We start from the raw sequence: 24773 nt of genomic DNA, 5'->3' as shown, positions 1-24773 counted from the left end.
CCGCTTGCGGCGCCGGTTTCCGGCGCCTGCCAGCGAATGGCCGGCTCATGTCTTATTTACGGGAGAAATGCACAACCAGTTTGTCGCCGACGGTTTGCAGCACCTGGACCAGTACCAGCAGCAACACCACCGTCACGACCATCACATCGGTCTGGAAACGCTGGTATCCGAAGCGAATCGCCAGGTCACCCAGACCACCGGCACCCACGACACCGGCCATAGCCGTGTAGGACACCAGTGTAATTGCTGTCACCGTAATCGCCGCGAAGATGCCCGGACGAGCCTCCGGCAGCAACGCGTTGGTGATGATCTGTCGGGTGGTCGCGCCCATGGCCTGGGTCGCTTCGATGATGCCGCGATCCACTTCACGCAGGGCGGTTTCCACCAGGCGGGCGAAGAACGGCGTGGCACCCACCACCAGCGGCGGAATCGCACCGGCGACACCCAGGGACGTGCCGGTGATCAACACGGTGAACGGGATCATCACAATCAACAGGATGATGAACGGCAGCGAACGCAGGATGTTCACCACCAGCGACAACAACGCGTAGACGCCTTTGGCTTCCAGCAACTGGCGCGGGCTGCACAGGAACAGCAGCACTCCCAGGGGCAAGCCGAGCAGCACGGTGAACAGCAGCGAACCGCCGAGCATCAGCAGGGTGTCGCCGGTGGCCAGCCAGATTTCGAACCAGTCGATATTGGCGAAGAAACTTGTCAGGGCTTCCATTAGCGCAGCACCTCCATGTGGACGTCGGCTGCGGTGAAGCGGGCAAAGGCCGCTTCCATGTCACCGCCGGTCACGGCCAGGGTCAGTTGCCCGTAAGGGATGTCTTTGATGCGGTCGATACGACCGGCCAGGATGCTGTAGTCCACACCGGTTTCCCGGGCGACAGTGCCCAGCAGAGGCGCGTAGGTCGCTTCGCCCTGGAAGGTTAGGCGCAGGATGCGCCCCGGTACGTGAGCGAAGTCGTCACGCTGCTCGCTTTCGTCGATCTGCTCGTCTTCCTGCACGAAACGCTTGGTGGTCGGGTGCTTCGGATGCAGGAATACCTCGGCCACCGAGCCTTGCTCGACGATCACGCCGGCGTCCATCACGGCTACCTGGTCGCAAACCCGACGGATCACGTCCATCTCGTGGGTGATCAACACAATGGTCAGTTTTAGCTCGCGATTGATCTCGGCCAGCAACTGCAACACCGATGCGGTGGTTTGCGGGTCAAGGGCGCTGGTGGCTTCATCGCACAGCAGGATTTTTGGCTTGGTCGCCAGGGCGCGGGCAATGCCGACACGCTGCTTTTGTCCGCCGGACAATTGCGCCGGGTACTTTTTCGCGTGGTCGGACAAACCGACCCGCGCCAGCAGCTCGGCCACGCGCGAGTCGATCTCGCTGCGCGACAGCTCGCCGGCCAGGGTCAGTGGCAGCGCGACGTTGTCGGCGACAGTCTTGGAGGCCAGCAGGTTGAAGTGCTGGAAAATCATCCCGACCTGCTGACGGAAGCGGCGCAGGCCATTGGCGTCGAGCGCGGTGACTTCTTCACCGTCGACGGTGATCTTGCCGCCACTGGCGTTTTCCAGGCGATTGATCAGACGCAGCAGGGTACTTTTTCCTGCACCGGAATGACCGATCAAGCCGAAAACCTGCCCGTTCTCAATCGTCAGACTGGTCGGATGCAGAGCGGGGATTTCCTTACCGGCGATGCGGTAGGTTTTATGGACGTTTTGAAACTCGATCACGTAGCGAACCTTGTGGGGCGCGTTAGAAAAGGATCAGCGGTTAGCCGGGCGCGCATTTTAGCCTGTCCGTATAGAGGTTCTTAGCATTTATTTCGCATTTGTCCTGTCATTTGGAAATAACGCGATCAAAGGTCAGAAAAAAGGAACGGCTGAAGAGGCTCACTCCAGCGATTGGTCGGCATCGGGTTTGGGAGAGGTATGCGAAGGCCAAGGCGATTTCGGCCTGAGCATTTTTATTGCCAGAAAGGATGCCTTCGCGGGCTTGCCCGCGAAGCTTTTCAGGGTTTCCGAGGGCTAAGAACCATCTGCGCCGGAACATTGCGCAAAATCTGCCGCTCAAGCTTCAGATCAAACTCAGGATCGAGCTTCTTCACCCGTTTGGTCAGCAAGTTAGCCAGCCAAGGGTAATCATTGGTGCGTGGAGCCTGAATGCTCACGTCGCACTGAAAATTCACCACATCAGCGGCAATGGCATCCAGTTGGCGACGCAGTTTGCCCATATCGTTGATATTCAGCACGATCGTGGTGCTTTCAGCCGTCAGGTCGATAACCTTGGCTTTTGGCTTGGCTTCGGCAGCCTTGAGGGCGGCTTCGGCTTTTTCCAGCTCGGCCTTGCGCGCCTGGGCAATCGAGCCGTTGACTCCGCCGGTCAGTGCCGGAGCCTTGGGCATCAACGCGCGGGCACGGCTCAGGGCGGTCGCGGCGGCATCCACATCACCCTTTTGCAGCACGATCTGGCTGCGGCGCAGGTAGGCTTCGGCCAGTTGCCGCTGGTATTGCTCAAGGGAAACATCGTTGGGCGATTCGGCCTGCAAGGCTGCCAATTGGTCCTCGGCGGTGGCCAGTTCATCGCTGGCGATGTTTTGCTCCAGCTGCACGATGGCCGTGGCCCGTGCATCGGCGGCCTTGGTGGCTTCCGATGGCGTGCTTTGGCAGGCGCCCAGCAGCAAAGAAAATGCGACAAGGAGCAGATAACGGGAGGCGAACGACTTCATTCCTGCGACTCTCTATTTGCGCAAAAAACGAGCAAGTCTACACCCCTCGACGGGGCAGAACAAAACTCAGCAGAAACAGTGCGGCGGCTGCCACCACAATCGATGGGCCAGCGGGGGTGTCCTTGAACCAGGACAGTGCCAGCCCGCCACACACGGCGAGTATGCCCAGCAGGCTCGCGCCCAGTGCCATCTGCTCTGGCGAGCGGGCGTGACGTTGTGCCGCAGCCGCCGGGATGATCAGCAATGAAGTGATCAGCAACACGCCGACGATTTTCATCGCCACGGCAATTACTACGGCGATCAACAGCATCAGGGCCAGGCGCAATCCAGCCACCGGCAGGCCTTCGACCCGGGCCAGTTCTTCATGCACCGTGATCGCCAGCAATGGGCGCCACAACGCAACCAGCAAGACCAGTACCGCAGCACTACCGCCAAGAATCCAGGCCAGATCGGTCGGACTGATCGCCAGCAGGTCGCCGAACAGATAGGCCATCAGGTCGATCCGCACTTCGTGCATGAAGCTTAGTACCACCAGGCCCAGAGAGAGCGTGCTGGGTGCGAGAATTCCCAAAAGTGTGTCGGATGCCAGCGGCTGGCGTTGTTGCAATGTCACCAGCAACACTGCCAACAGCAAGCAGCCGACGGTGACGGCAACGGTCGGGCTGACATCCAGCAGGAAGCCCAGGGCCACACCGAGCAATGCCGCGTGGGACAGGGTGTCGCCAAAATAGGCCATGCGCCGCCAGACCACGAAAGACCCCAGCGGGCCTGCAACGACGGCCAGGGCCAGGCCTGCAAGCAGGGCGTAGAGCAGAAAATCAGCCATGCTTGCAGCTATCTCCGTGAACATGGGGTTTACCCGACGCGGGCGCCTTGACCACCGAGCCATGCAAGTCGTGGGCGTGGTCGTGGTGGTGGTGATAAATCGCCAGGCTTTGTGCGTTTTTTCCGAACAGCTCGACGAAAGCCGGATCGCCGCTGACCTGCTCGGGATGGCCGGAACAGCAGACGTGGCGATTAAGGCAAACCACCTGGTCCGTGGTGCTCATCACCAGATGCAAATCGTGGGAGACCATCAGCACGCCGCAACCGTGACGGTCGCGCAGGCGGGTGATCAGGCTGTACAACTCAGCCTGGCCGGCCACATCGACACCCTGCACCGGCTCGTCGAGCACCAGCAGTTCCGGCTCGCGCAACAAGGCCCGGGCCAGCAACACGCGCTGCATTTCGCCACCGGAAACGCTTTGCACCGGGCTGTCGATCACCTGTTCGGCACCGACTTCCTTGAGTGCCGCCAAGGCCATCGCACGGTCCACGCCCGGCACCAGGCGCAAGAATCGCAGGACCGATAGCGGGAGGGTTGGATCGACGTGAAGTTTTTGCGGCATGTAACCGACCCGCAGTTTCGGCTTGCGCCATACGCTGCCGCTGTCCGGTTTCAACAGGCCGAGCACGGCACGCACCAGTGTGGTCTTGCCGGCGCCGTTGGGGCCGATCAGGGTAACGATCTGCCCCGGTTCGACGCTCAGCTCGATGTTGTCCAGCACCGGTTGCCCGGCGAACGTGACGGCAACCTGCTCAAGACGGATCAGCGCGTTGCTCATCAAGCCCCCTGGCAACCCGAGCAGAGACCGACCACTTCAACGGTCTGGCCTTCGACGATAAACCCGACATCCCTGGCGCTGGCGATGATCGCGTCGCTGATGGATTTTTGTTCGAGCTCGATGGCGGCGTGGCACCCACGGCAGATCAGGAACTGACCCTGGTGAGCATGTTCCGGGTGATTGCAGCCGATGAAGGCGTTGAGCGAGGAGATCCGATGGACCAGGCCGTTTTCCAGCAGGAAATCCAGCGCGCGGTACACCGTCGGCGGCGCGGCACGGCGACCGTCTTGCTCGCTGAGGACCGCGAGAATGTCGTAGGCACCCAGCGGCTTGTGGCTTTGCCACACCAGTTCCAGCACTCGCCGGCGCAACGCGGTCAGGCGCAGGCCTTGACGTGCGCACAGGGCATCGGCCTCGGACAAAGCGCTGTGAACGCAATGTGAGTGGTCGTGGGGACGGCTGGCGATCGGTGTTTTTAGCATGGGCGGCGACGAGTTTTGTGAGAGACGTTATTATGTTACCCGTTCTCGCCTCTTCGAGTGGTCATCGTGTCCCGACTTTTTTCTATCTTTGTCGCATTTACCGCAAGTTTTCTGCTGATCGGTTCGGCGCAGGCCGAGGTCAAGGTCCTTACCAGCATCAAGCCTCTGCAATTGATCGCCGCGGCGGTGCAGGACGGTGTGGCGATTCCCGAGGTCTTGCTGCCACCTGGAGCATCGCCGCATAATTATGCGTTGCGCCCTTCCGACGTGCGCAAGGTGCAATCGGTGGACCTGCTGTACTGGATCGGCCCGGACATGGAAGGTTTCCTGCCACGCGTGCTCAATGGTCGTACGCTGCCCAGCGTCGCCGTGCAAGATTTGGCAGGCATGAAACTGCGCCGCTTCGCCGAAGATAGCCACTCCCACGCCGAAGAAGTCGACGAACACGACCACGATCACCGCCCGGGCAGCCTGGATGCGCACCTGTGGCTGTCGCCGGTTAACGCCCGGGTCATCGCTACGAAAATGGCGGCCGACCTGAGTGCCACCGATCCTGACAATGCTGCGCGCTATCAGAGCAATCTGAAAGCCTTCGACGAGCGCCTTGATGCACTGGATGCGCGCCTGAAGAAACGCCTGGCCGATGTTCAGGGCAAACCTTACTTCGTGTTCCACGAAGCTTTCGACTACTTCGAGGACGCCTACGGCCTCAAGCACGTGGGTGTGTTCAGCGTCGCGGCCGAAGTGCAACCCGGTGCCCAGCATGTCGCGGCGATGCGCGCGCGATTGCAGGAAGTCGGCAAGACCTGCGTGTTCAGCGAACCGCCTCTGCGGCCGCGCCTGGCGGAAACCCTGGTGACGGGTTTGCCGGTGAAACTGGCTGAACTGGATGCGCTGGGCGGGTATACGCCGGCGACTGCTCAGGGGTATGAGCAGCTTTTGGAGAAGCTGGGGAATGATTTGGCAGGGTGTCTGGAGTCGTTATAAACCCATAAAAAGATCGCAGCCTTCGGAAGCGCCTACCTCGGTCCGTAGGAGCTGCCGAAGGCTGCGATCTTTTGCTTTAAAGGGCGAAAGGCAACGGCGTATTGACCGTCTGCCGCTGCGCCAGCCGCAGCTGGAACTCCATCGGATCGTGAATCAACACATCCTGTCCGGCGAACGACTCCGCGGCGATCAAGCGTGACAACCAGAACCGTACGCAAGCCACCCGCAGCATGGTCGGCCACAACTCGGCTTCGGCAGCGGTGAACGGTCGCAGGGCTGCATAAGCGCCCAGCAAGGCCCGCGCTCGCGGTCCATCGATCACGCCATCGTCGTCCGAGCACCAGTCGTTCAAGGCAATCGCCACGTCGTAGAGCATCGGCCCGGAGCAGGCGTTGTAGAAATCGATCAGCCCGGTCAGGTGCGTGCCTTCGAACATCGCGTTATCGCGGAACAGGTCGGCGTGAATGTTCGCCCGCGGCAGTGCCAGGATTTTTTCTTTCTGCCGGGTGATTTCTTCCAGCGCCCGTTGCAGCAGGTCTTTCTGCTCGGCACCGAGATGCGACAGGAACTGCGTGCCCTCTTCCAGCATCCAGTCCAGGCCGCGATCGGTTTTGCGCTTGATCATATTGGCCTGGGTCGCCAGGTGCAGATGGCCGAGCAACTCACCGACCTGTGCGCAATGTTGCGCGTTGGCTTGCTTGATGTGCTTGCCGGCCAGGCGCGGTTGCAGCAACGCAGGTTTGCCCGCCAGTTCGCGCAAGGCCACGCCGTCGGTGGTGCGCAGGGCGTAAGGCACCGGCAGGTCGGCGCCGTGCAGCACGTCGAGCAGTTCGATGAAGAACGGCATTTCCTGAACCGGACCGCGCTCGACCAGGGTCAGGACAAATTCGCCCTGTTCCAGGCTGATAAAGAAATTGGTGTTTTCGCTACCGGCGGCAATCCCCTGGAAATCGAGCAGGCGGCCGAGGCCATAAGGGGCGAGAAAAGCTTCCAGCTCAGGCCGAGCCAGGGGGGTGAACACAGACATGTTTAAGCTGCCAGTACGGGCGCCGCTCGTGAGCCAGCGCCAATTGAAATTAAGAAACTATTTCCACTCAAAGATCTTCCACGCCGGAATCAGCATATCCGGGTAATCCGAGCGGATGTAGTTTGCATCTGTACCGTCCGCACGCACCAGAAAGTATGGCTTTCCACCCTTGGGCGTGACTTTGATCGCATACAGGAAGCCGTTTTGGCGGTACTCCTGAATGAGCTTGTCCCCTTCCGTGCGGATCGTGACTTCCGGCTCGGGTGTCGGCGCATCGTCCGCTGCCATGACGGCCAGTGGTGTGATTGCAAACAAGCCAGCCAGCAACAGGCGATTTAGTGTGCGCATGATAACCTTGTCCCTTTGTCGTCAACGGTCCCGCTATTCTAGCGCCGGACCCGCCGAAAAGGTTGATCCTGCTCATGAGCCAAGCCCCCCTCGTCCTGGTGGACGGTTCTTCTTACCTGTACCGCGCCTTTCACGCGTTGCCGCCGCTGACCACGTCCAAAGGCCTGCCGACCGGCGCGGTCAAGGGCGTCTTGAACATGCTCAAGAGCCTGCGCAAGCAATATCCGAATAGTCCGTTCGCTGTGGTGTTCGACGCCAAAGGTGGGACTTTTCGCGATGACATGTACGCCGAATACAAGGCCAACCGTCCGAGCATGCCTGACGACATGCGCGTGCAGATCGAGCCGCTGCACCAGAGCGTGATCGCCCTGGGCTTCCCGCTGCTGTGCGTCGAAGGCGTCGAGGCCGATGACGTGATCGGTACTCTGGCCCGAAGCAGCGCGGCGGCGGATCGTCCGGTGATCATCTCCACCGGTGACAAGGACATGGCGCAACTGGTCGACGGTCACATTACCTTGGTCAACACCATGACCGGTAGCAGCATGGACGTGGAGGGCGTGAAGGAGAAATTCGGCGTCGCTCCGGAGCAGATCATCGATTATCTGGCGCTCATGGGCGATTCGTCCGACAACATTCCGGGCGTTCCGGGCATCGGTCCGAAGACGGCTTCGGGCCTGCTGGTTGGTGTGAACGGCGGCCTGACCGAACTCTATGCGCAACTCGACATCGTGCCGACCCTGCCGATTCGCGGCGCCAAGACCCTGCCAGCCAAGCTCGAAGAGCACAAGGAGATGGCCTTCCTCTCCTATCAACTGGCGACCATCAAGGTCGACGTGCCGCTGGACGTTGGGCTCGACGACTTGCAAATGGGTCCCGAAGATCCGGCCAAACTCTACGAGCTGTACACCCTGTTGGAATTCAAGAGCTGGCTGAACGACCTTGATCGCGACGCCAAACGCCTGGAACTGAGTGCTGCCGCCGAGCCTGCACCGGCCGCGGATCTGTTCAGCGAACCAGAGGCCGAAGCACCGGCCGCCGCTGCTGAAGCCGCCTATGAAACCATCCTCGATCAGGCGCGGTTCGATGCCTGGCTGGAAAAGCTGAACAACGCCAAGCTGTTTGCCTTCGACACCGAAACCACCGGCATCGATGCGCAGCAGGCGCAACTGGTGGGCCTGTCGTTCGCGGTTCAGGCCAACGAAGCGGCCTACATCCCGTTGACCCATTCCTACATCGGCGTGCCGCAGCAGCTGGATCGCGACACGGTCCTGCGCGCGCTCAAGCCGATTCTGGAGGACCCGAGCAAACTCAAGGTCGGCCAGCACGCCAAGTTCGACATGAACATCCTGGCCAACTGCGCCATCGGCGGCGACCAGGACAACGGCATTACCGTGCGAGGCATCGCCTTCGACACCATGCTTGAGTCCTACGTGCTCAACTCCACGGCCACCCGCCATGACATGGACAGCCTGGCGCAGAAGTATCTGGACCACACCACGGTAAGTTTCCAGGACATCGCCGGTAAAGGCGTGAAGCAGCTGACGTTCGATCAGATCGCCCTGGAGCAGGCCGGGCCTTACGCCGCCGAAGATGCGGATATCACCTTGCGTCTGCACCAGACCCTGTTCGAAAAGCTCTCGGCCATTCCGAGCCTGGCCAGCGTGCTGACCGATATCGAAATCCCGTTGGTGCCGGTGCTGGCGCGAATCGAGCGTCAGGGCGCATTCGTCGATGCCGCCTTGCTGGGCGTGCAAAGCATCGAGCTGGGCGACAAGATGGTGGCGCTGGAGCGTGAAGCCTTCGAGATTGCTGGCGAGGAGTTCAACCTCGGTTCGCCCAAGCAACTGGGCGTGATCCTTTACGAGAAGCTCGGCCTGCCGGTATTGAAGAAAACCGCCAAGGGCCAGCCCTCCACCGCCGAAGAAGTGCTGGCCAAACTGGCAGAAGACGACTATCGATTGCCGAAAGTGCTCATGGAATACCGCTCCATGAGCAAGCTGAAAAGCACCTACACCGACCGTCTGCCGGAGCAGATCAACCCACGTACCGGACGGATCCATACCTCGTATCATCAGGCGGTGGCGTCCACCGGGCGGCTGTCCTCCAGCGACCCGAACCTGCAGAACATCCCGGTGCGCACCGCCGAAGGGCGTCGCATTCGCCAGGCCTTCGTGGCCCCGGCAGGTTACAAGCTGCTGGCGGCGGACTATTCGCAGATCGAACTGCGGATCATGGCGCACCTTTCCCGGGACGAAGGGCTGATGAACGCCTTCCGCCACAATCTGGACGTGCACACCGCGACCGCCGCCGAAGTGTTCAAGGTCGAACTGGCCGACGTGACCTCCAACCAGCGCCGCAGCGCCAAGGCGATCAACTTCGGCCTGATCTACGGCATGGGCGCGCAGAAGCTCGGCAAGGACATCGGCGTCGACACCAAGACCGCCAAGGCCTACATCGATACCTATTTCGCCCGATACCCCGGCGTTCGCCAGTACATGGACCGCACGCGTGCCCAGGCCGCCGAGCAAGGTTATGTCGAGACGTTCTTCGGCCGACGCCTGTACCTGCCGGACATCAACTCCAACAAGCCGCAAGAGCGCGCCGCCGCCGAACGCACGGCGATCAACGCGCCGATGCAAGGCACTGCGGCGGACATCATCAAGAAAGCCATGGTCGCGGTGGATAACTGGCTGACCGCGTCTGGCCTCGACGCCAAAGTCATTTTGCAGGTGCACGATGAACTGGTGCTTGAGGTGCGTGAAGACCTGATCGACCAGGTTCGCGATGAAATTCGCGTGCACATGAGCGAGGCCGCGAAACTGGATGTCCCGTTGCTGGTCGAAGTGGGTGTCGGAAATAACTGGGATGAGGCTCACTGAGCCTTCTTGTAGGAGCAAGCTCGCTCCTACAGAAAATTGTCGTGTTCTGCTGCGGCATAGTGCCGCGGCAGAAGGGCGTGAACCACTTAGTCCGGAAAATTATCAGAGTTATTCCAAAGCTATTTGAAAAAAATCTGAACTAATCTTGCGAACCACCACTCAGAGTTACTGAATGGCTGGTGAAGCCCTTCGATGCTCCTATGTTGTGTTAAGTGTTGGCAGATATCTGGACCCCGCCCTAGCGGTCTAGAGCTTGAACCCCGGAACTTCTCCCTCCCCATATGAAGCCCGGGGTTTTTTTTGCCTGCAGAAAACTGCCTGGGGCGCCCCAGGCAACCTTCGCTGCTTACTGGGCTTCTACTTCGGCACCCTTGTCCGCCAGTTCCATCCATCCAGCCAGTACGGTGTAGGCATCTTCCAGGCCCATGCGTTTCGGGGCCGAAAACAGCTGAATCGTCACGAGATCACCCCAGCCCTTGCGGATTTCCGCCTGAACCTTGAGCAGCGTGTTCTTGGCCGCGCCATAGGTCAGCTTGTCTGCTTTGGTCAGCAGAATGTGCATCGGCATGCCGGCAGCCACGGCCCAGTCGAGCATCAGCAGGTCGAAATCGGTCATCGGATGGCGGATGTCCATCATCAGGATCAGACCTTTCAAACTCTCGCGACCACCCAGATATGCCTCCAGGTGACGCTGCCAGTGTTGCTTGAGCGGGATCGGTACTTTTGCATAACCGTAGCCCGGCAGGTCGACCAGACGGCGTTCATCGTCTAGCTTGAAGAAGTTCAACAGCTGTGTACGCCCCGGGGTTTTCGAGGTGCGCGCCAGGCTGGCATGGGTCAGGGTGTTCAAGGCACTCGACTTGCCGGCGTTGGAACGCCCGGCGAAGGCGACTTCGAAGCCCTCGTCATCCGGACATTGGTCGACTTTGGCGGCGCTGAGCATGAAGGTGGACTGTTGGCACAGACCGAGGATGGGATTCTTGAGTTGCATGGGATTTCCGATGTGGGCGGCGCCAGGAATGGGTGCGGCAAGCAGTGTCGCTTCCGTTTCAGTGACGCCAGTATATAATGCCGCAGATTTTGTGTGCGCTTTGTCCCAGCGTAGGATGAAGTTCACGAGAGCGACAAACCTTGATTGCGCACTAGAACGCAGCTCGCTCTCAACCCTGAAAAGGTCGTTTTATGACGAAATGGCTGCTAGCTGCCGGTGTCTTGATGCCGCTTTACAGCGCTCAGGCTACACAGGATCCGGAAGCTGTGTACAACCGTGTTTGTGGTGCCTGTCATTCCGGCCAACTCCCCATGGCGCCGAAAAAAGGCGATCAGGAAGCTTGGACGCCGAGGTTGGCGAAAGGTATGGAGACGCTGGTGCAACACGTGACCCAGGGTTTCAAGGCGATGCCGCCGCGTGGTTTGTGCATGGACTGCAGTGCCGAGGATTACCAAGCCACCATCCTTTGGATGAGCGAGTAAGCCCGGTCCATAACTCTTAACCCTTAGCCGTAGTTGGATTAGCTGATGAAGAAATTGATCGTGAGTCTGCTGTTGACCGTGGGCATCTCCGGCATGGCCCATGCTGCAGGTGAGGCAGTACAACCGGGTGATGCAAAAGCCGGCCAGGCCAAAGCCGCCGTATGTGGCGCCTGCCACGGCCCGGATGGCAACAGCATGGCGCCAAATTTTCCAAAACTGGCGGGTCAGGGTGAACGCTACCTGACCAAGCAATTGCACGACATCAAGTCGGGCAAGCGCACCGTTCTGGAAATGACCGGTCTGCTGACCAACCTGAGCGATCAGGACCTGGCGGACATCGCCGCCTACTTCGCCAGCCAGAAAGGCAGCGTCGGCGCCGCCGATCCGAAAGTTGTCGCTCGCGGTGAAGCCCTGTTCCGTGGTGGTGACCTGGCCAAGGGGATGCCAGCCTGCACCGGGTGCCATTCGCCAAATGGCGCAGGTAACGCGGCTGCCGGTTTCCCGCACCTCGGCGGCCAGCACGCTCAATACATCGGCAAGCAGCTGACCGACTTCCGCAAGGAAGAAGGCGGCCGCAACAACGACGGCGATGCCAAAACCATGCAGACCATTGCCAAGAAGCTGAGCGACGAAGACATCGCTGCGGTGTCCAGCTACATTCAAGGCCTGCACTGAGGCCGGCGGATCGGGTGTTGAACAGGGTGCTTATCGCCTGCAACGTTAACGCTCGATTAATCCGTGACAGCAAGTATAAAAAGGGTGGCCTTGGCCGCCCTTTTTTGTGGCCGCTGCCGTTACACTACAGAACTCAAGCCCGTCAGGATCTGTCTGAAAACAGTCGCGCGAGGCGATAAAATTTGTCCAGGAGTGAAGCATGCGTAATCTGATCATCAGCGCCGTTTTTGCCGCTGCCAGCCTGTTCGGCATGACCGCCCAGGCTGCTGAAGCCCCCGCCGCACCTTATGTGGAACTGAGCAATCCGGTTCCGGTCGCTGTGCCTGGCAAGATCGAAGTGGTAGAGCTGTTCTGGTACGGCTGCCCGCATTGTTACGCCTTCGAGCCGGTGATCAATCCGTGGGTCGAGAAGCTGCCGACGGACGTGAATTTCGTACGCATTCCAGCCATGTTCGGTGGCCCGTGGGATGCTCACGGTCAGATGTTCCTGACCCTTGAAGCCATGGGGGTCGAGCACAACGTTCATGCCGCGGTGTTCAATGCGATTCAGAAAGAACACAAGAAACTGACCGACAAGGATGACATGGCCGACTTCCTCGCTACCCAAGGCGTGGACAAGGACAAGTTCCTCGCGACCTTCGACTCTTTCGCTATCAAAGGTCAGATCGTCAAGGCGCGTGAACTGGCCAAGAAGTATGAAATCACCGGCGTTCCAACCATGATCGTCAACGGCAAGTACCGGTTTGACGTGGGGTCTGCCGGCGGTGCTGAACAGGCCCTGCAACTGGCCGACAAACTGATCGACAAAGAGCGGGCGGCTAACAAGGCTGCCGCCAACTAAGGGCAGTCACTGCCATGCGCCGATGGGGTACTGAACGTGTCGTTGGCCGGCATGATCCGCGGGTCAACGAGCATCATCTGGAGTCCACGGGCCTGCCCGTAGACAGTCGTCTGCGCTTGCTCAGCTTCAATATCCAGGTCGGCATCAGTACCGAGCGTTATCGGCATTACCTGACCCGGGGCTGGCAGCATCTGCTGCCGCACACCGGACGTGCCGACAATCTGCAGAAAATCGGCAATCTGCTGGGCGATTTCGATCTGGTCGCCTTGCAGGAAGCCGATGGCGGCAGCCTGCGGTCAGGCTACGTCAATCAAGTCGAACACCTGGCCCAGCTCGGCGCCTTCCCCTACTGGTATCAACAACTCAATCGCAACCTTGGTCGCCTGGCCCAGCACAGCAATGGCGTGCTCAGTCGATTGCGTCCGTGGGCCATTGAAGATCATCCGTTGCCGGGGCCAAAAGGTCGCGGAGCCATTCTGGTACGGTTCGGCGAAGGCCCGGAAGCGCTGGTGGTGGTCATGATGCACCTGGCCTTGGGTGCCCGGGCGCGCAGCCTGCAACTGGCCTACATCCGCGATCTGATTGGCGATTACAAACACCAGGTACTGATGGGCGACATGAATACCCATGCCAGTGACCTGCTGCAAAACTCTGCGTTGCGCGATCTCGGCCTGCTTGCGCCACAACTGGAAGCGACGTTTCCCAGCTGGCGCCCGCAGCGCTGCCTGGACCATATCCTGCTGAGCCCGAGCCTGACCCTGGAAAAGGTCGAGGTGCTGGCACAGCCCATTTCCGATCACCTGCCGGTCGCGGTAGAGATTCGTCTGCCGGGTTCGCTCACGGCCGATGCATTGCCCGCGTTGAGTCCTGCCCTTCGCGGATCCCATGAATGAGCGACGAAACACAGCGCTGGAAAGAGAAATACCTCAAAAGCATTGAACAACAGGAAAAGCTCGAACGTCGCTGGGACGCGCGGCTCGACTTGCTGCGCCGTGGACTGGTGCGCAGCACCCTGGCGGCGGAAGGCACTGACCGCGCCGTTGACCAGTGCATGAAGGAAATGCGCGAGGTCGTGCGTACCGACGACATGGACGCCGGCCTGGCCGCGCTGATTCCACGCCTGGAAAAAGCCGTGCTCGACTCCGAGCAGCGTCGGGAAACCCGGATCAACCAGACCAGTGCCGCCCTGACTGCGCTGGTCACTCAACTGCAAACATTGCCGCTGCCACGGGATGTGAGCCGGCCACTCAAGAGTTTCGCCAAGCAACTGGAGGCGCGGGTCAGTCAGGCACGTGAGATACCGTTGTTGCTCAGCGAACTGAGTGGCTTGCAAGGCAAGGCCCTGAGCCAGCTGGAGACCCCGACGGAACCCGATCGGCCGGGCTTGCTGCAGCGGTTGTTCGGCGGTCGTGAAGCGCAGGAGACGGCGGCCTCAACGGCTACTTCTCCTGCGCTGGCTGCCCCTGTAGCCGAGAGCCCTGTGGCGATTATCGAGTCGGCCCCGGTCGTGATTGAGCCAGCAATCTGCGAGGTACCCGCTGTTGAGCGAGCTGAGGACGAGTCCGTGCCGACTGAGCCAGCCGTGGCTTTTGCACCTCCGGCTGCGGAGCCTCAACCATCCAGTGCAGCCTCGACAGAAATCGAATCGGCCGAGCAACCAGCTCCGGAAACCATTGCGACACCCCCTGAGCCGCAAGCGAACCCCGACGAGCTGACCGCGCCAGCATCGACGGATAGTGTGCCCGTACCTCCGATTCCGACGGAGGACGTGGTCGCCACCGATCAGGCGCCATCCGAACACGACATTCTCTACGCACTCCCGGACTCCCCCGAGCCCTCCTACAGTTCGGTGGCCAGTCACATCGAAGACACGCTGCTAGGGCTGCTCGACGACCTGACATTGCCCGAACATTATCGCCCGCAAGCCGAATCCATGCGCGATCGTCTGAAAAACGGTTTGAACTGGTACGAATTGCTGCCGATCCTCGACGACTTCGCCACGTTGATGCTGGCCATTACCGACAGCGGCCAGCATGAGTTCGAAGCCTATCTACAACGATTGAACGAGCGCCTCGAATCGTTCCAGAGCAACTTGCAGGCCGCCACCGCAGGGCACGCCGACAACCGTTCGGCTGCGCGGCAGATGGACACGCAGATCCGCGAACAGGTCGATGGCTTGCAAAGCAGCATGCAGGAAGCCGCGGACCTGGAAGATCTCAAGCACGTCCTGGAAAACCATCTCGAAGGCTTGCTGGGCACCATGGACCAGCACCAGAAACAGCGCGATGAGCGCGAGCAAGAGGTCGCTGCGCGCTTGCATAGCCTGGCCGAGCGGGTCGCCCATATGGAGCAGGAGGCCCAAGGTTACCGTGAGCACCTTGAAGAGCAGCGTCAGAAGGCATTGGTCGACCCGTTGACCGGTCTGCCCAACCGCGCGGCCTGGAGCGAGCGCCTGGACCATGAAGTCACACAATGGCAGCAACATGGCAACACGTTGCTGCTGGCCATGCTGGACCTCGATCATTTCAAGCGTATCAATGATAACTACGGGCACCTGGCCGGTGACAAAGTGCTGAAAATCATCGCCAGCGTGTTGCGCAAGCGTCTGCGCGGGACGGATTTCATTGCGCGGTTTGGCGGCGAAGAGTTTGTGCTGTTAATGCCATCCACGGTGCCGGCGGCGGGGCTGAAGTTGCTGGAAAGCTTGCGTGCCTCGATTGAGGCCTGTCCGTTCCACTTCAAGGGAGAGCCGGTGACCATCACCGTGTCTATCGGAATGACGGCGTTCAGGCAGGGTGAGCATGGCGATCAAGCGCTTAAAAGAGCCGACCAGGCGCTGTATCGCGCAAAAAATGCCGGCCGCAACCGCGTGGAGCCGGGCTGATCGTCAATTGTTCCATTTTGTTTGATTGCCGTCCGCCCGCCAGGCATTACGTTACACTGTTGCATTATTGTCTTATGTGTACTGCCTTCGCCATGAAATATTTTGCTCTGATCGCGTCACTGATTCTGCTGGCCGGCTGCGCCAGCGGTCCCCGTTTTGACACCAGTCATCCTTCAGCCAATTACGACAGCCGTGTGCAGTTCGTGGTGGTGCATTACACCAACGCCTCGCTGGAGCGTTCGTTGCAATTGCTGACCCACGGTGAAGTCAGCAGCCATTACCTGATCGGCGACGACAAGGGCGCCACCATCTACAAACTGATGGATGAAAATGTGCGGGCCTGGCACGCCGGGGAGAGCGAGTGGAATGGCCGGACCTGGCTGAATTCCAGTTCCATCGGTATCGAAATCGTCAACCCGGGCTTCAAGGACACCCCGACCGGACGCGTGTGGTACCCCTACACCGAAGATCAGGTCCAGTCCTTGATCGTATTGCTAAAGGACATCAGCAAGCGTCAGGGCATAAGGCCTCGCGACATTATTGGTCACAGCGATATTGCACCGTTGCGCAAACTCGACCCGGGGCCGCTGTTCCCTTGGAAGCGTCTGGCCGCCGAAGGCCTGGGCATCTGGCCGAACGAACAGTCGGTGGCGCGCCAGCAAATGCAGTTCGCCGAACAATTGCCGAGCATCAGCTGGTTTCAGGCGCAATTGGCCCGCCTGGGTTATACCTCGCCACAAACCGGCGAGCTCGACGTCGCGACACGCCATGTAATAGCGGCATTCCAGATGCATTTCCGCCCGGCGCGCTTCGATGGAACTCCGGATGCGCAAACTGCAGCGCTGCTTTTTGTGTTGAATCAGACAAAATAATGACGCCCGCCCGACGGTCAGGGCTATTTTTCCAATCAGCAGCTATAACTCATTGGTAATCCGTCGGATATTACACAATGCCTGCTGCTCGAGAGACCTTCCATAGTTGGTTCCATCGCCCCTGGTTTTTGGGGCTGCTGTCTGCTGTCTTGAGCGCAACGTTATTGATGGCCGGCAGCCTGTTCGTCGCCATACACCAGGTCGAGCAAAACGAAAGCGAAGAAATGAATGCTCAGGGGGAGCGCTTCCTCGCCCGCCTGGAACAGCTCTTCGGGCAACTGCGTGAAAGCCTTGACGATCTTGAAGCGCAACCGTTGCGCGGCTGCGATGCTGAAATGATCGCGACCTTGCAACAGGTTACGTTCAATTATCGCTTCGTCTACGAAGCCGCCTACATGGACTCCTCGCGAATCTGCTCCAATCGCCCTCGCCAGGAAGGGCTGTCGCTGAGTCGATCGCCAGACATAAAAGGCCCGACTTACAGCTATTGGCTCAACACCACCACCGAACCCGATGAAAACCGCGCCGCGCTGATGCTCGGGCGCGGGAATTTCCGGGTCGCGACCTCTCGCGGTCATTTGACCGATATGGTCGACCTGTCACCGGGCAGCAGCCTGCTGGTAGTCCTGGACCATGGCGCGCGGGCGATTCCGGTGCTGGGTGCTTCTCAGATCTGGCCACCAGCCGAGGCCTGGCCACCGAAAAACCGTGATGCGCTGCAGATCACCCAGACACGCCTGATATACCGCATGCCCACCGACAACCCGGAGTATCAATTGGTGTTGATCAGCCCGCGTACCGGCATGCACATCCCGGCGGTCTGGTGGTGGCTGCTGCCGGCGAGCCTCGCGTTGGGTATATGCGTTGGGTTCCTGGTGTTTCTGCTGGTGCGCCAGCGGCAGTCGCTGGATGCCGAACTGACCGGCGCGATTCGCCGTGGCGAGTTGCAGGTGCTGTATCAACCGATCTTCGACCTCGATAGCCGCAACTGTGTCGGGGCCGAAGCGCTGCTACGCTGGCGCAGGCCGGACGGTACTCTGACCAGTCCCGACCTGTTCATCCCGATGGCGGAGAACACCGGGCAGATTCGCCAGATGACGGACTTCGTCCTGCAACGCCTGCTTGAGCAACTCGGCCAGTTGCTGCGTGCCAACCCGCAACTGTACATCTCGGTCAATCTCGCGGCGTGTGATGTGATGGTTCCGCGGATTGGTCAGGTGATGGCGCGGCTGCTGACCCTGCACCGTGTCGCTGCGCAGCAAATTGCCTTTGAGGTCACCGAGCGCGGGCTGGTCGATGTGGTGGTGGCCCGGGAAAACCTGCAAGCCTTGCGGGATGTCGGACACCAGGTGTTGATCGATGACTTCGGCACCGGCTATTGCAGCCTCGCCTATTTGCAAACCCTGCCGGTGGATTGCCTGAAAATCGACAAGGCGTTCATCGATGCATTGGGCCATGACGCCGCCAGCAGCGGCGTGGCCCCGCACATCATTCACATGGCCCAGTCGCTGCACCTGAAGGTGATTGCCGAAGGCATCGAACATGAGGCCCAGGCCGAATTCCTCAGCAGTGAAGGCGTGAAGTTCGGCCAGGGGTGGCTGTTCGCCCGCGCGCTGAGTTCCGTGCAGTTCATTGAATTGATAACCCGGGGCCGACGCCTGGCCGGCGCTGGCCGACGTCTGGATGACGAGGCGTGAAGGTGAGCTAAACGGTCAGCGCCATGTAGAACTGAGTACCTTGCCCCGGCCGGGAGTAGACGCCCATGCGCCCGCCATGCAATTGCACGATTTCCTTGCACAAGGCCAGGCCGAGCCCGGCCCCGCCCTTCTTGCGTCCGACCTGTACGAACGGCTCGAAGATCCGCCCCTGTTGACCGTAGGCGATGCCTTCGCCGTTGTCCTCGACACTGATGATGACCCGGTCGCCGTGGCGCCGGGCCTGCAGGCGTATCCGCCCGCCGGAGCCGGTGTGACGCAAGGCGTTGTCGAGCAAGTTGTCGAGTACCCGGTCCAGTTGTGGCTGGTCGGCCTGTAACCGCGGCAAAGGCCCCTGCACTTCCACCAGCAGACTGATTTCTTTCTCCTCGGCCGATGTGGCAAAGCGCGATTGAGCCTGTTCCAGCAATGCCTCGATGGCACACGGCGCCAGGGTGAGTTTCTGCAAACCGTTCTGGTAACGGGAGAAATTCAGCAGGTCATTGATCAACTGCATCAGCCGCTGCATCTCTTCATTCACGGTATCGAGCAGATCGGCTTCCCGGGAATCCGGGGCAAAATGAGCGCGCTCGCGGAACAATCCGAAAGCCATGTGCATGCCGGTGACCGGTGTGCGCAACTCATGGGAGGCGCGCAATACAAATTCGCTGCGTACCCGTTCGAAGGCACGCTGTTCCGTGACGTCATGCAGCACCATCACGGCACCGAGAATATGTCCCTGGGTATGGCTTACCGGGGTCAGGCTATAGGTCAGTAGTCGTGACTCGCCATCGACTTCGATGCTCAAGTCTTCCGGCGCCCGCTCCAGCGTGCTGCCGCGCAGCACCAGTTGTAGTTGCTCATCGAGTTCGGGGCGCTCCAGCGCCGTGCCCAACCCTAGACCCAGACGATCGGATTCCCAGCCCAACTGACGCTGGGCCACAGGGTTAAGGTGTTCCAGATGACCCTGACGGTCAATCATCAGCAGTCCGTCGTCAATGCTGTCGAGCACGGCCTGCAAACGCTGTTGACCGGCCAGCAGTTCATCGACGTTAGTGGCCTGATGCTCACGCAGCGCTTGGGCCATGATCCCGAAACGCCGGGACAGCTGGTTCAACTCCACCGCCGAAGAGATCGGCAGGGTGACATCGTAATTGCCCTGGCCGATATTGTCCGCCGCCTTGACCAAAGCCTCGATGGGCTCCCCGAAGCGCCGGGCGATGGCCTGCGCGGTCACGAAGCCGACGATCAGCACCGCCAGCCCCACCAGGCCAAGCAAACCGGCAATCAGCAGCGCCTGCTCCCGGGCCTGACGATCGGTATCGTTGATGTTATCCAGTGCGCGCTTGTGCTCGGCGATCAGGCCATTGCGTAGCGCGTTGAATTTTTCCATCAGGTCGCCGTGGCTGCCGAGCACATTCGACGGGGCCGGGGACGTTTCATAAGCCTGGATAAAGCGCTCATAGTCGGCCTTGGCTTTTCTGAAGCCGTACTCGCCTCCGGACTGCGCTGGCTCCTGGGCGATACCTTCCTCCAGCAGTTCGAAGTAATGCTGTTTCGAGGCGGCGAAAGCGGCGGATTCAGGTTTCTCGCTGAGCATGATGATCAGTTGATCATCCAGGGTCTGACGCAGCTTGAGCCCCAGGTCCAGAGTGACGAAGTTGTTGCGGGTGGGCACTTCCTGGCTGCCGGCCATCTGCATCACGCTGACCAGCCCGAGCAAGAGCCCGAGCAACGCGATGGTCATCAGTGCGGAGATGCTCAGGAACAGCCGGGTCCGCAATTTCATCGCCAGTTTCATCCGCTGCTGCTCACAAGTTGTACTGTTTGCGTTTGCGGTACAGCGTCGAGGCGTCGATGCCCAGGGTTTTCGCCGCTTGATCCAGGGTGTCGGCGGTGGTGAGGATCGCGCCGATGTGGGCCTTTTCCAGCTCCTCCAGGCTCAGTGCCGCACCGATGCGCGGTGCATTGTTGACCGGAGTTTCGGCCATACCCAGATGACTGATCTCGACCCGCTCCTGCGGACAGATGATGCTCGCCCGCTCGATCACGTTGCGTAGCTCACGGATGTTGCCCGGCCAGCGATAGCTCAGCAGCGCTTCCCGGGCTTCGTCGCTGAAGGCGCGCGCGGGACGGGCGTACTCCTTGACGAAGCGCGCCAGGAAACGGTCGGCCAGGTTGAGAATATCTTCGTGGCGTTCGCGTAGCGGTGGCAGGTGCAAGGTAATGACATTCAGGCGATAGAGCAGGTCTTCACGGAAACGACCGTCGCGGGCCATGTCCTCAAGATTGAGGTTGGTGGCCGCAAGGATGCGCACATCGGCACGACGGGTCACCGGATCACCGACGCGCTCATATTCTTTGTCTTGAATAAAACGCAGCAACTTCGGCTGCAATGTCAGGGGAAAATCGCCGATCTCGTCGAGAAACAGCGTGCCGCCGTCCGCCTGGTTGACTCGCCCCAGGGTACTTTCGCTGGCACCGGTGAAGGCGCCACGGCTGTGGCCGAAAAGTTCGCTTTCCATGAGTTCAGCGTTCAGCGACGGGCAGTTGATCGTGACGCAGGATTTCTTCGCGCGTTTGCTCCAGCCGTGAATGGCTTGGGACAGCTCGCCCTTGCCGGTACCGGATTCACCAAGAATCAGGATATTGGCATCGGTCGTGGCAACCTGGCGGGCGGTTTCGAGTACCACTTTCATGGCCGGGCTGTGGGAGTCCAGGCCATCCTTGGATTTGCGCACTTCACCTTCCAGGGCCTCCAGTCGCGCCGACAGTTGCCGCACTTCCAGTTGCTTGGCGGTGGCCAGCCGCAATTGATCGGGGCTGCACGGTTTGACCAGATAGTCGGCGGCACCGGCCTGAATCGCATCCACTGCGGTGTCGACGGCTGAGTGCGCAGTGACGATCACCACCCGCATCCAGGGCGCCTGAATACGCATCTGGGCCAGCACATCGAGGCCGTTGTCTTCACCCAGACGCAAATCGAGGAAGCACAGGTCGAAGACCTGCCGCTGCAACAGGGCTTCTGCCTGCGCGGCGCTGGTAGCGGTGGCCACGCTGTAGCCTTCGTCTTCGAGGCAATAACGGAAAGTACGCAGGATGGCGGACTCATCATCCACCAGCAGAATGCGGCCTTGATGCTCAGTGGCTGATTCCATTTTCCTACGCTCCTTAATAAATATCTTTATTTAGTCTCAGAGAAATCGGGCAAGTTGCATGATTGATTCTGAGCCATTCCTGTCATGGCAGGGTAGATTTCATCCCATGTATCGGTTAGCCACCTGATTTTGCGGGTCTTTGAATAGATGTCCGGTTTCTGACAGCGGCCAGCGTAAAATTCTGACACCCGCGCCCTCCTCCCAATTCAAAAAATTTACGCATTCCTTCAAACGAATCATGCAATACGCACGACCGCGCAAGTGGCATCGTGCAGGATGCGTGCGAAGTGATTTCTTCTATGATCATAAGATATTGAAATTAAAAGAAATTAAATCGAGTCAAGGCTGGCATGCGGGCTGCAATTGTCTGGTTAACCAGGGCATTCAAAAACAAACGCCCGCTATCGAATACCGACCCGAGAGGCAGGAGCTCCAGGATGAACCGTCAACGTGCCGCCCACCTGCACCTCTCGCCTGTGCAAATCGAGCAAGGACTGTTTGCTGTTCTGGCGCTGTTGATCACCCTGATCGGCGGCCAGCAGTTTCAGCGCTGGGAGCAGGGCCAGCAGCCTGAAACGCCACGTCTGTCGATTCAGCATCCGACCCAAACCCATTTCAGCGCGGTCAGCAGCGGTCAGGCCGATAGCACCCCGATGCGCATGATGGATGTCGACCAGGCCGGGCCTGTGGGTGAGATACGTCATCAGGAGCGTTGGGTGTTCTAGGTAAACTTCCGCGCATCCGATGCGCCGGGAAACGCAGCACCTCTAAACAGAGCGTAAGGAGAATCATCATGTTGAGCTGGGCAATCACATTCCTGATCATCGCCATCATCGCCGCTGTATTGGGCTTCGGTGGTATCGCGGGCACCGCCACGGGTATCGCCAAGATTCTGTTTGTCGTGTTCCTGGTGATGTTCATTGCCTCCTTCTTCTTTGGTCGTCGCGGTCGAGGCTGACATGAGAGGTTTGTTCAAGGCACTGGCAGCCGCCCTGTCGATGGAGCAAACGAAGAAAGATCCGAACGGGTATTGAAGTACGCACATGAGGGAGGCCACAGCGCCTCTTTCCACCTGCGTCACCTGAGGAAGGCTGGCGCATGACCAAGGGGTCGGGACGTTCTGCCTGTTTCAGGGGTGGAGTGACCTACGGGTACAGCGAGTGCCTGCGCAAGGGCTGGGTCAGGAAAAGCTACTGCGCAAGTTCGCCGGACCGCCATGGTTCGACGGGCTTGCGAAGGGCTTGATCACGCAACACATTGAAATAGAGCGCTCGTCTCGGTTTCCTCACCGTTATCGCGTCCTTGTCCTGGTTACGTCGGAAAATACTTTTCCCGGTGTTTCACCAGCGACCGTATATCGAGAAAAACCACCTTTTTTTTGCCGCGATTTTTCGCTTCGTCCTGCGGGATTTTGCTGAAAAATCAATCCTCGGCCACCGCTCAAAAAACATTCAATCTGCTCTGTGATGACCGGTTCACGGCACTTATACCTGCCGAAATGTCGCATTCGAACCGGTTGGGACGCGTGTTTTACTAAAAAAACCTCATGCCGATTCGGCATAGGGTAGGCGTTTACGGCATTAGACGGCGCTCCCTTGCATCGGAATAGTTGCGCCTTTTTCGCCTGCCGGAGAGCCGTAAACACGCGTTCCGGGGCACCTTATCCGGGGGTAGATGCACTAGACTTTTTCGCCATAAGCGTTCCAGTTCGCGCATCTCCCTGAGTCAAACAACAAGTAAGGGTAAAGATATGAAGAAGGCAAAGCTTAGCCTCGCCTGGCAGATCCTCATCGGTCTGGTATTGGGGATTGCAATCGGTGCGCTGCTCAACCATTTCAGTGCCGAGAAAGCCTGGTGGATCAGCAACGTCCTGCAACCGGCAGGCGATATCTTTATCCGTCTGATCAAGATGATCGTAATCCCGATCGTCATCTCCTCCCTGATTGTCGGCATTGCCGGCGTCGGTGATGCCAAGAAGCTGGGGCGTATCGGCTTCAAGACCATCATTTACTTCGAGATCGTCACCACCATCGCCATCGTGGTCGGTCTGCTGCTGGCCAACCTGTTCCATCCGGGTGCCGGCATCGACATGAGCACTCTGGGTACTGTGGACATTTCCAAGTACCAGGCCACGGCGGCCGAGGTTCGGCATGAACACGCGTTCGTCGAAACCATCCTCAACCTGATCCCGTCGAACATTTTTGCGGCCATGGTTCGCGGCGAAATGCTGCCGATCATCTTCTTCTCTGTATTGTTCGGTCTCGGTTTGTCGAGCCTGCAGGCGGACTTGCGCGAGCCGCTGGTGAAGATGTTCCAGGGCGTATCGGAAAGCATGTTCAAGGTCACTCACATGATCATGAACTACGCCCCGATCGGCGTGTTCGCACTGATCGCGGTGACTGTGGCCAACTTCGGCTTCGCGTCGCTGATACCGCTGGCTAAACTGGTGATCCTGGTTTACGTCGCCATCGCCTTCTTCGCTTTCGTGATCCTGGGCCTGATCGCTCGCCTGTTCGGCTTCTCGGTGATCAAGCTGATGCGCATCTTCAAGGATGAGCTGGTACTGGCCTACTCCACCGCCAGCTCCGAAACCGTGCTGCCGCGCGTGATCGAGAAGATGGAAGCCTACGGCGCGCCGAAAGCCATTTGCAGCTTCGTGGTACCGACCGGTTACTCGTTCAACCTCGACGGTTCGACCCTGTACCAAAGCATCGCGGCGATCTTCATTGCCCAGCTGTATGGCATCGACCTGTCGATCAGCCAGCAACTGTTGCTGGTACTGACGTTGATGGTCACCTCCAAAGGCATCGCCGGCGTACCGGGCGTGTCCTTCGTGGTGCTGCTGGCTACCCTGGGCAGCGTCGGTATTCCTCTGGAAGGCCTGGCGTTCATCGCCGGTGTCGACCGCGTCATGGACATGGCCCGTACCGCACTGAACGTGATCGGCAACGCCCTGGCTGTTCTGGTTATCGCTCGTTGGGAAGGCATGTACGACGACGCCAAGGGCCAGCGCTACTGGAACTCCCTGCCGCACTGGCGCAGCAAGGAAAAACTGCCGGCAGGTGAAATTTCCAGCAACTGACACAAATCTCCTGTAGGAGCTGGCTTGCCAGCGAAGAC

The 24773-nt window shown here is 59.6% G+C and carries 23 protein-coding genes; 12 read left to right on the top strand and 11 right to left on the bottom strand.

Annotation, left to right across the window (positions count from 1 at the left end; translation table 11 throughout):
- Nucleotides 1–52: 52 nt before the first annotated feature.
- The 6 genes from AC1DWG_RS00215 to zur form a co-directional block, all read right to left on the bottom strand.
- Nucleotides 53–727 carry a methionine ABC transporter permease gene (locus tag AC1DWG_RS00215; protein WP_477753430.1) on the bottom strand — a complete coding sequence of 225 codons (675 nt, stop codon included), beginning with the start codon at nucleotides 725–727 and terminating at the stop codon, nucleotides 53–55.
- Nucleotides 727–1734: a methionine ABC transporter ATP-binding protein gene (locus AC1DWG_RS00210; protein ID WP_477753429.1), complete on the bottom strand. Its 1008-nt coding sequence runs from the start codon at nucleotides 1732–1734 to the stop codon at nucleotides 727–729. Before AC1DWG_RS00210 ends, AC1DWG_RS00215 begins: the two co-directional genes overlap by 1 nt.
- A gap of 278 nt (nucleotides 1735–2012) precedes the next feature.
- Complete coding sequence (locus AC1DWG_RS00205; protein ID WP_477765412.1) at nucleotides 2013–2729, bottom strand: PA5502 family lipoprotein; 717 nt, start codon at nucleotides 2727–2729, stop codon at nucleotides 2013–2015.
- Nucleotides 2730–2766: 37 nt separating this feature from the next.
- Nucleotides 2767–3555 carry a zinc ABC transporter permease subunit ZnuB gene (gene znuB / locus AC1DWG_RS00200; protein WP_477753427.1) on the bottom strand — a complete coding sequence of 263 codons (789 nt, stop codon included), beginning with the start codon at nucleotides 3553–3555 and terminating at the stop codon, nucleotides 2767–2769.
- A complete protein-coding gene (gene znuC, locus AC1DWG_RS00195; RefSeq protein ID WP_116262474.1) occupies nucleotides 3548–4333 on the bottom strand; it encodes a zinc ABC transporter ATP-binding protein ZnuC in 786 nt (261 codons plus the stop codon). Before znuC ends, znuB begins: the two co-directional genes overlap by 8 nt.
- A complete protein-coding gene (gene zur, locus AC1DWG_RS00190) occupies nucleotides 4333–4815 on the bottom strand; it encodes a zinc uptake transcriptional repressor Zur (RefSeq protein ID WP_477765411.1) in 483 nt (160 codons plus the stop codon). Before zur ends, znuC begins: the two co-directional genes overlap by 1 nt.
- A gap of 66 nt (nucleotides 4816–4881) precedes the next feature.
- Here zur and znuA point away from each other — a divergent pair, with 66 nt between their 5' ends.
- Nucleotides 4882–5802 carry a zinc ABC transporter substrate-binding protein ZnuA gene (gene znuA, locus AC1DWG_RS00185; RefSeq protein ID WP_477765410.1) on the top strand — a complete coding sequence of 307 codons (921 nt, stop codon included), beginning with the start codon at nucleotides 4882–4884 and terminating at the stop codon, nucleotides 5800–5802.
- 76 nt (nucleotides 5803–5878) lie between these two features.
- On the opposite strand, the gene AC1DWG_RS00180 is transcribed toward znuA, so the two are convergent.
- Both AC1DWG_RS00180 and AC1DWG_RS00175 read right to left on the bottom strand, forming a co-directional pair.
- Entirely contained in the window at nucleotides 5879–6829 is a 951-nt protein-coding gene (locus AC1DWG_RS00180; RefSeq protein ID WP_007989412.1) for a homoserine kinase, read from the bottom strand.
- Between the two features lie 57 nt (nucleotides 6830–6886).
- Nucleotides 6887–7177, bottom strand: coding sequence for a DUF2782 domain-containing protein (locus tag AC1DWG_RS00175; RefSeq protein ID WP_116262477.1), 291 nt, complete (start codon nucleotides 7175–7177; stop codon nucleotides 6887–6889).
- A 74-nt stretch (nucleotides 7178–7251) separates the two neighbouring features.
- Here AC1DWG_RS00175 and polA point away from each other — a divergent pair, with 74 nt between their 5' ends.
- Entirely contained in the window at nucleotides 7252–10056 is a 2805-nt protein-coding gene (polA, locus tag AC1DWG_RS00170) for a DNA polymerase I (protein WP_477787109.1), read from the top strand.
- 346 nt (nucleotides 10057–10402) lie between these two features.
- Here the strand turns inward: polA and yihA are convergent, their stop codons facing one another.
- Nucleotides 10403–11047 (bottom strand): ribosome biogenesis GTP-binding protein YihA/YsxC, encoded by a 645-nt coding sequence (yihA, locus tag AC1DWG_RS00165; RefSeq protein WP_008002192.1) that lies wholly within the window; start codon nucleotides 11045–11047, stop codon nucleotides 10403–10405.
- 191 nt (nucleotides 11048–11238) lie between these two features.
- Between yihA and AC1DWG_RS00160 the strand changes: the two genes are divergently transcribed.
- From AC1DWG_RS00160 to AC1DWG_RS00130, 7 genes are all read left to right on the top strand, one after another.
- Nucleotides 11239–11529, top strand: a complete 291-nt coding sequence (locus AC1DWG_RS00160) for a c-type cytochrome (RefSeq protein WP_223455051.1) — start codon at nucleotides 11239–11241, stop codon at nucleotides 11527–11529.
- A 45-nt stretch (nucleotides 11530–11574) separates the two neighbouring features.
- Nucleotides 11575–12204 carry a c-type cytochrome gene (locus AC1DWG_RS00155; protein ID WP_477754123.1) on the top strand — a complete coding sequence of 210 codons (630 nt, stop codon included), beginning with the start codon at nucleotides 11575–11577 and terminating at the stop codon, nucleotides 12202–12204.
- A gap of 199 nt (nucleotides 12205–12403) precedes the next feature.
- The gene (locus AC1DWG_RS00150) at nucleotides 12404–13045 is read left to right on the top strand and encodes a thiol:disulfide interchange protein DsbA/DsbL (protein WP_108218734.1); all 642 of its coding nucleotides are present in this window, start codon (nucleotides 12404–12406) and stop codon (nucleotides 13043–13045) included.
- A gap of 14 nt (nucleotides 13046–13059) precedes the next feature.
- Nucleotides 13060–13938 (top strand): endonuclease/exonuclease/phosphatase family protein, encoded by an 879-nt coding sequence (locus AC1DWG_RS00145; protein WP_218431436.1) that lies wholly within the window; start codon nucleotides 13060–13062, stop codon nucleotides 13936–13938.
- A complete protein-coding gene (locus AC1DWG_RS00140; protein ID WP_477787108.1) occupies nucleotides 13935–15929 on the top strand; it encodes a GGDEF domain-containing protein in 1995 nt (664 codons plus the stop codon). Before AC1DWG_RS00145 ends, AC1DWG_RS00140 begins: the two co-directional genes overlap by 4 nt.
- 92 nt (nucleotides 15930–16021) lie before the next feature.
- The gene (locus tag AC1DWG_RS00135; protein ID WP_477787107.1) at nucleotides 16022–16801 is read left to right on the top strand and encodes an N-acetylmuramoyl-L-alanine amidase; all 780 of its coding nucleotides are present in this window, start codon (nucleotides 16022–16024) and stop codon (nucleotides 16799–16801) included.
- Between the two features lie 77 nt (nucleotides 16802–16878).
- Entirely contained in the window at nucleotides 16879–18498 is a 1620-nt protein-coding gene (locus AC1DWG_RS00130; protein WP_477754120.1) for an EAL domain-containing protein, read from the top strand.
- Between the two features lie 7 nt (nucleotides 18499–18505).
- Here the strand turns inward: AC1DWG_RS00130 and AC1DWG_RS00125 are convergent, their stop codons facing one another.
- Both AC1DWG_RS00125 and algB read right to left on the bottom strand, forming a co-directional pair.
- Nucleotides 18506–20296 carry an ATP-binding protein gene (locus AC1DWG_RS00125; RefSeq protein WP_477787106.1) on the bottom strand — a complete coding sequence of 597 codons (1791 nt, stop codon included), beginning with the start codon at nucleotides 20294–20296 and terminating at the stop codon, nucleotides 18506–18508.
- A gap of 10 nt (nucleotides 20297–20306) precedes the next feature.
- Nucleotides 20307–21653, bottom strand: coding sequence for a sigma-54-dependent response regulator transcription factor AlgB (gene algB / locus AC1DWG_RS00120; RefSeq protein ID WP_477787105.1), 1347 nt, complete (start codon nucleotides 21651–21653; stop codon nucleotides 20307–20309).
- 437 nt (nucleotides 21654–22090) lie between these two features.
- On the opposite strand from algB, the gene AC1DWG_RS00115 reads away from it, so the two are divergent.
- The 3 genes from AC1DWG_RS00115 (at nucleotide 22091) to gltP (ending at nucleotide 24735) form a co-directional block, all read left to right on the top strand.
- Complete coding sequence (locus tag AC1DWG_RS00115; RefSeq protein WP_477765403.1) at nucleotides 22091–22378, top strand: hypothetical protein; 288 nt, start codon at nucleotides 22091–22093, stop codon at nucleotides 22376–22378.
- Between the two features lie 68 nt (nucleotides 22379–22446).
- Nucleotides 22447–22611 (top strand): DUF1328 domain-containing protein, encoded by a 165-nt coding sequence (locus tag AC1DWG_RS00110; protein WP_003177151.1) that lies wholly within the window; start codon nucleotides 22447–22449, stop codon nucleotides 22609–22611.
- Nucleotides 22612–23403: 792 nt separating this feature from the next.
- Nucleotides 23404–24735, top strand: coding sequence for a glutamate/aspartate:proton symporter GltP (gene gltP / locus AC1DWG_RS00105; RefSeq protein ID WP_477765402.1), 1332 nt, complete (start codon nucleotides 23404–23406; stop codon nucleotides 24733–24735).
- Nucleotides 24736–24773 lie beyond the last annotated feature (38 nt).

It is taken from the genome of Pseudomonas sp. P4_B3 (genome assembly GCF_056402295.1).
Note: the sequence above shows the minus strand (reverse complement) of the source record. Positions and strands in the feature narration are given on the sequence as shown.

What these genes read in the sequence shown, in the direction of transcription:
- AC1DWG_RS00215 (WP_477753430.1), bottom strand. Translation starts at nt 727, where the DNA reads ATGGAAGCCCTGACAAGTTTCTTCGCCAATATCGACTGGTTCGAAATC.
- gltP (WP_477765402.1), top strand. Translation starts at nt 23,404, where the DNA reads ATGAAGAAGGCAAAGCTTAGCCTCGCCTGGCAGATCCTCATCGGTCTG.
- AC1DWG_RS00175 (WP_116262477.1), bottom strand. Translation starts at nt 7,177, where the DNA reads ATGCGCACACTAAATCGCCTGTTGCTGGCTGGCTTGTTTGCAATCACA.
- AC1DWG_RS00115 (WP_477765403.1), top strand. Translation starts at nt 22,091, where the DNA reads ATGAACCGTCAACGTGCCGCCCACCTGCACCTCTCGCCTGTGCAAATC.
- znuB (WP_477753427.1), bottom strand. Translation starts at nt 3,555, where the DNA reads ATGGCTGATTTTCTGCTCTACGCCCTGCTTGCAGGCCTGGCCCTGGCC.
- AC1DWG_RS00135 (WP_477787107.1), top strand. Translation starts at nt 16,022, where the DNA reads ATGAAATATTTTGCTCTGATCGCGTCACTGATTCTGCTGGCCGGCTGC.
- AC1DWG_RS00130 (WP_477754120.1), top strand. Translation starts at nt 16,879, where the DNA reads ATGCCTGCTGCTCGAGAGACCTTCCATAGTTGGTTCCATCGCCCCTGG.
- AC1DWG_RS00150 (WP_108218734.1), top strand. Translation starts at nt 12,404, where the DNA reads ATGCGTAATCTGATCATCAGCGCCGTTTTTGCCGCTGCCAGCCTGTTC.
- AC1DWG_RS00160 (WP_223455051.1), top strand. Translation starts at nt 11,239, where the DNA reads ATGACGAAATGGCTGCTAGCTGCCGGTGTCTTGATGCCGCTTTACAGC.
- algB (WP_477787105.1), bottom strand. Translation starts at nt 21,653, where the DNA reads ATGGAATCAGCCACTGAGCATCAAGGCCGCATTCTGCTGGTGGATGAT.
- zur (WP_477765411.1), bottom strand. Translation starts at nt 4,815, where the DNA reads ATGCTAAAAACACCGATCGCCAGCCGTCCCCACGACCACTCACATTGC.
- AC1DWG_RS00180 (WP_007989412.1), bottom strand. Translation starts at nt 6,829, where the DNA reads ATGTCTGTGTTCACCCCCCTGGCTCGGCCTGAGCTGGAAGCTTTTCTC.
- AC1DWG_RS00125 (WP_477787106.1), bottom strand. Translation starts at nt 20,296, where the DNA reads ATGAAACTGGCGATGAAATTGCGGACCCGGCTGTTCCTGAGCATCTCC.
- AC1DWG_RS00155 (WP_477754123.1), top strand. Translation starts at nt 11,575, where the DNA reads ATGAAGAAATTGATCGTGAGTCTGCTGTTGACCGTGGGCATCTCCGGC.
- AC1DWG_RS00205 (WP_477765412.1), bottom strand. Translation starts at nt 2,729, where the DNA reads ATGAAGTCGTTCGCCTCCCGTTATCTGCTCCTTGTCGCATTTTCTTTG.
- polA (WP_477787109.1), top strand. Translation starts at nt 7,252, where the DNA reads ATGAGCCAAGCCCCCCTCGTCCTGGTGGACGGTTCTTCTTACCTGTAC.
- AC1DWG_RS00140 (WP_477787108.1), top strand. Translation starts at nt 13,935, where the DNA reads ATGAGCGACGAAACACAGCGCTGGAAAGAGAAATACCTCAAAAGCATT.
- AC1DWG_RS00145 (WP_218431436.1), top strand. Translation starts at nt 13,060, where the DNA reads ATGCGCCGATGGGGTACTGAACGTGTCGTTGGCCGGCATGATCCGCGG.
- yihA (WP_008002192.1), bottom strand. Translation starts at nt 11,047, where the DNA reads ATGCAACTCAAGAATCCCATCCTCGGTCTGTGCCAACAGTCCACCTTC.
- znuC (WP_116262474.1), bottom strand. Translation starts at nt 4,333, where the DNA reads ATGAGCAACGCGCTGATCCGTCTTGAGCAGGTTGCCGTCACGTTCGCC.
- AC1DWG_RS00110 (WP_003177151.1), top strand. Translation starts at nt 22,447, where the DNA reads ATGTTGAGCTGGGCAATCACATTCCTGATCATCGCCATCATCGCCGCT.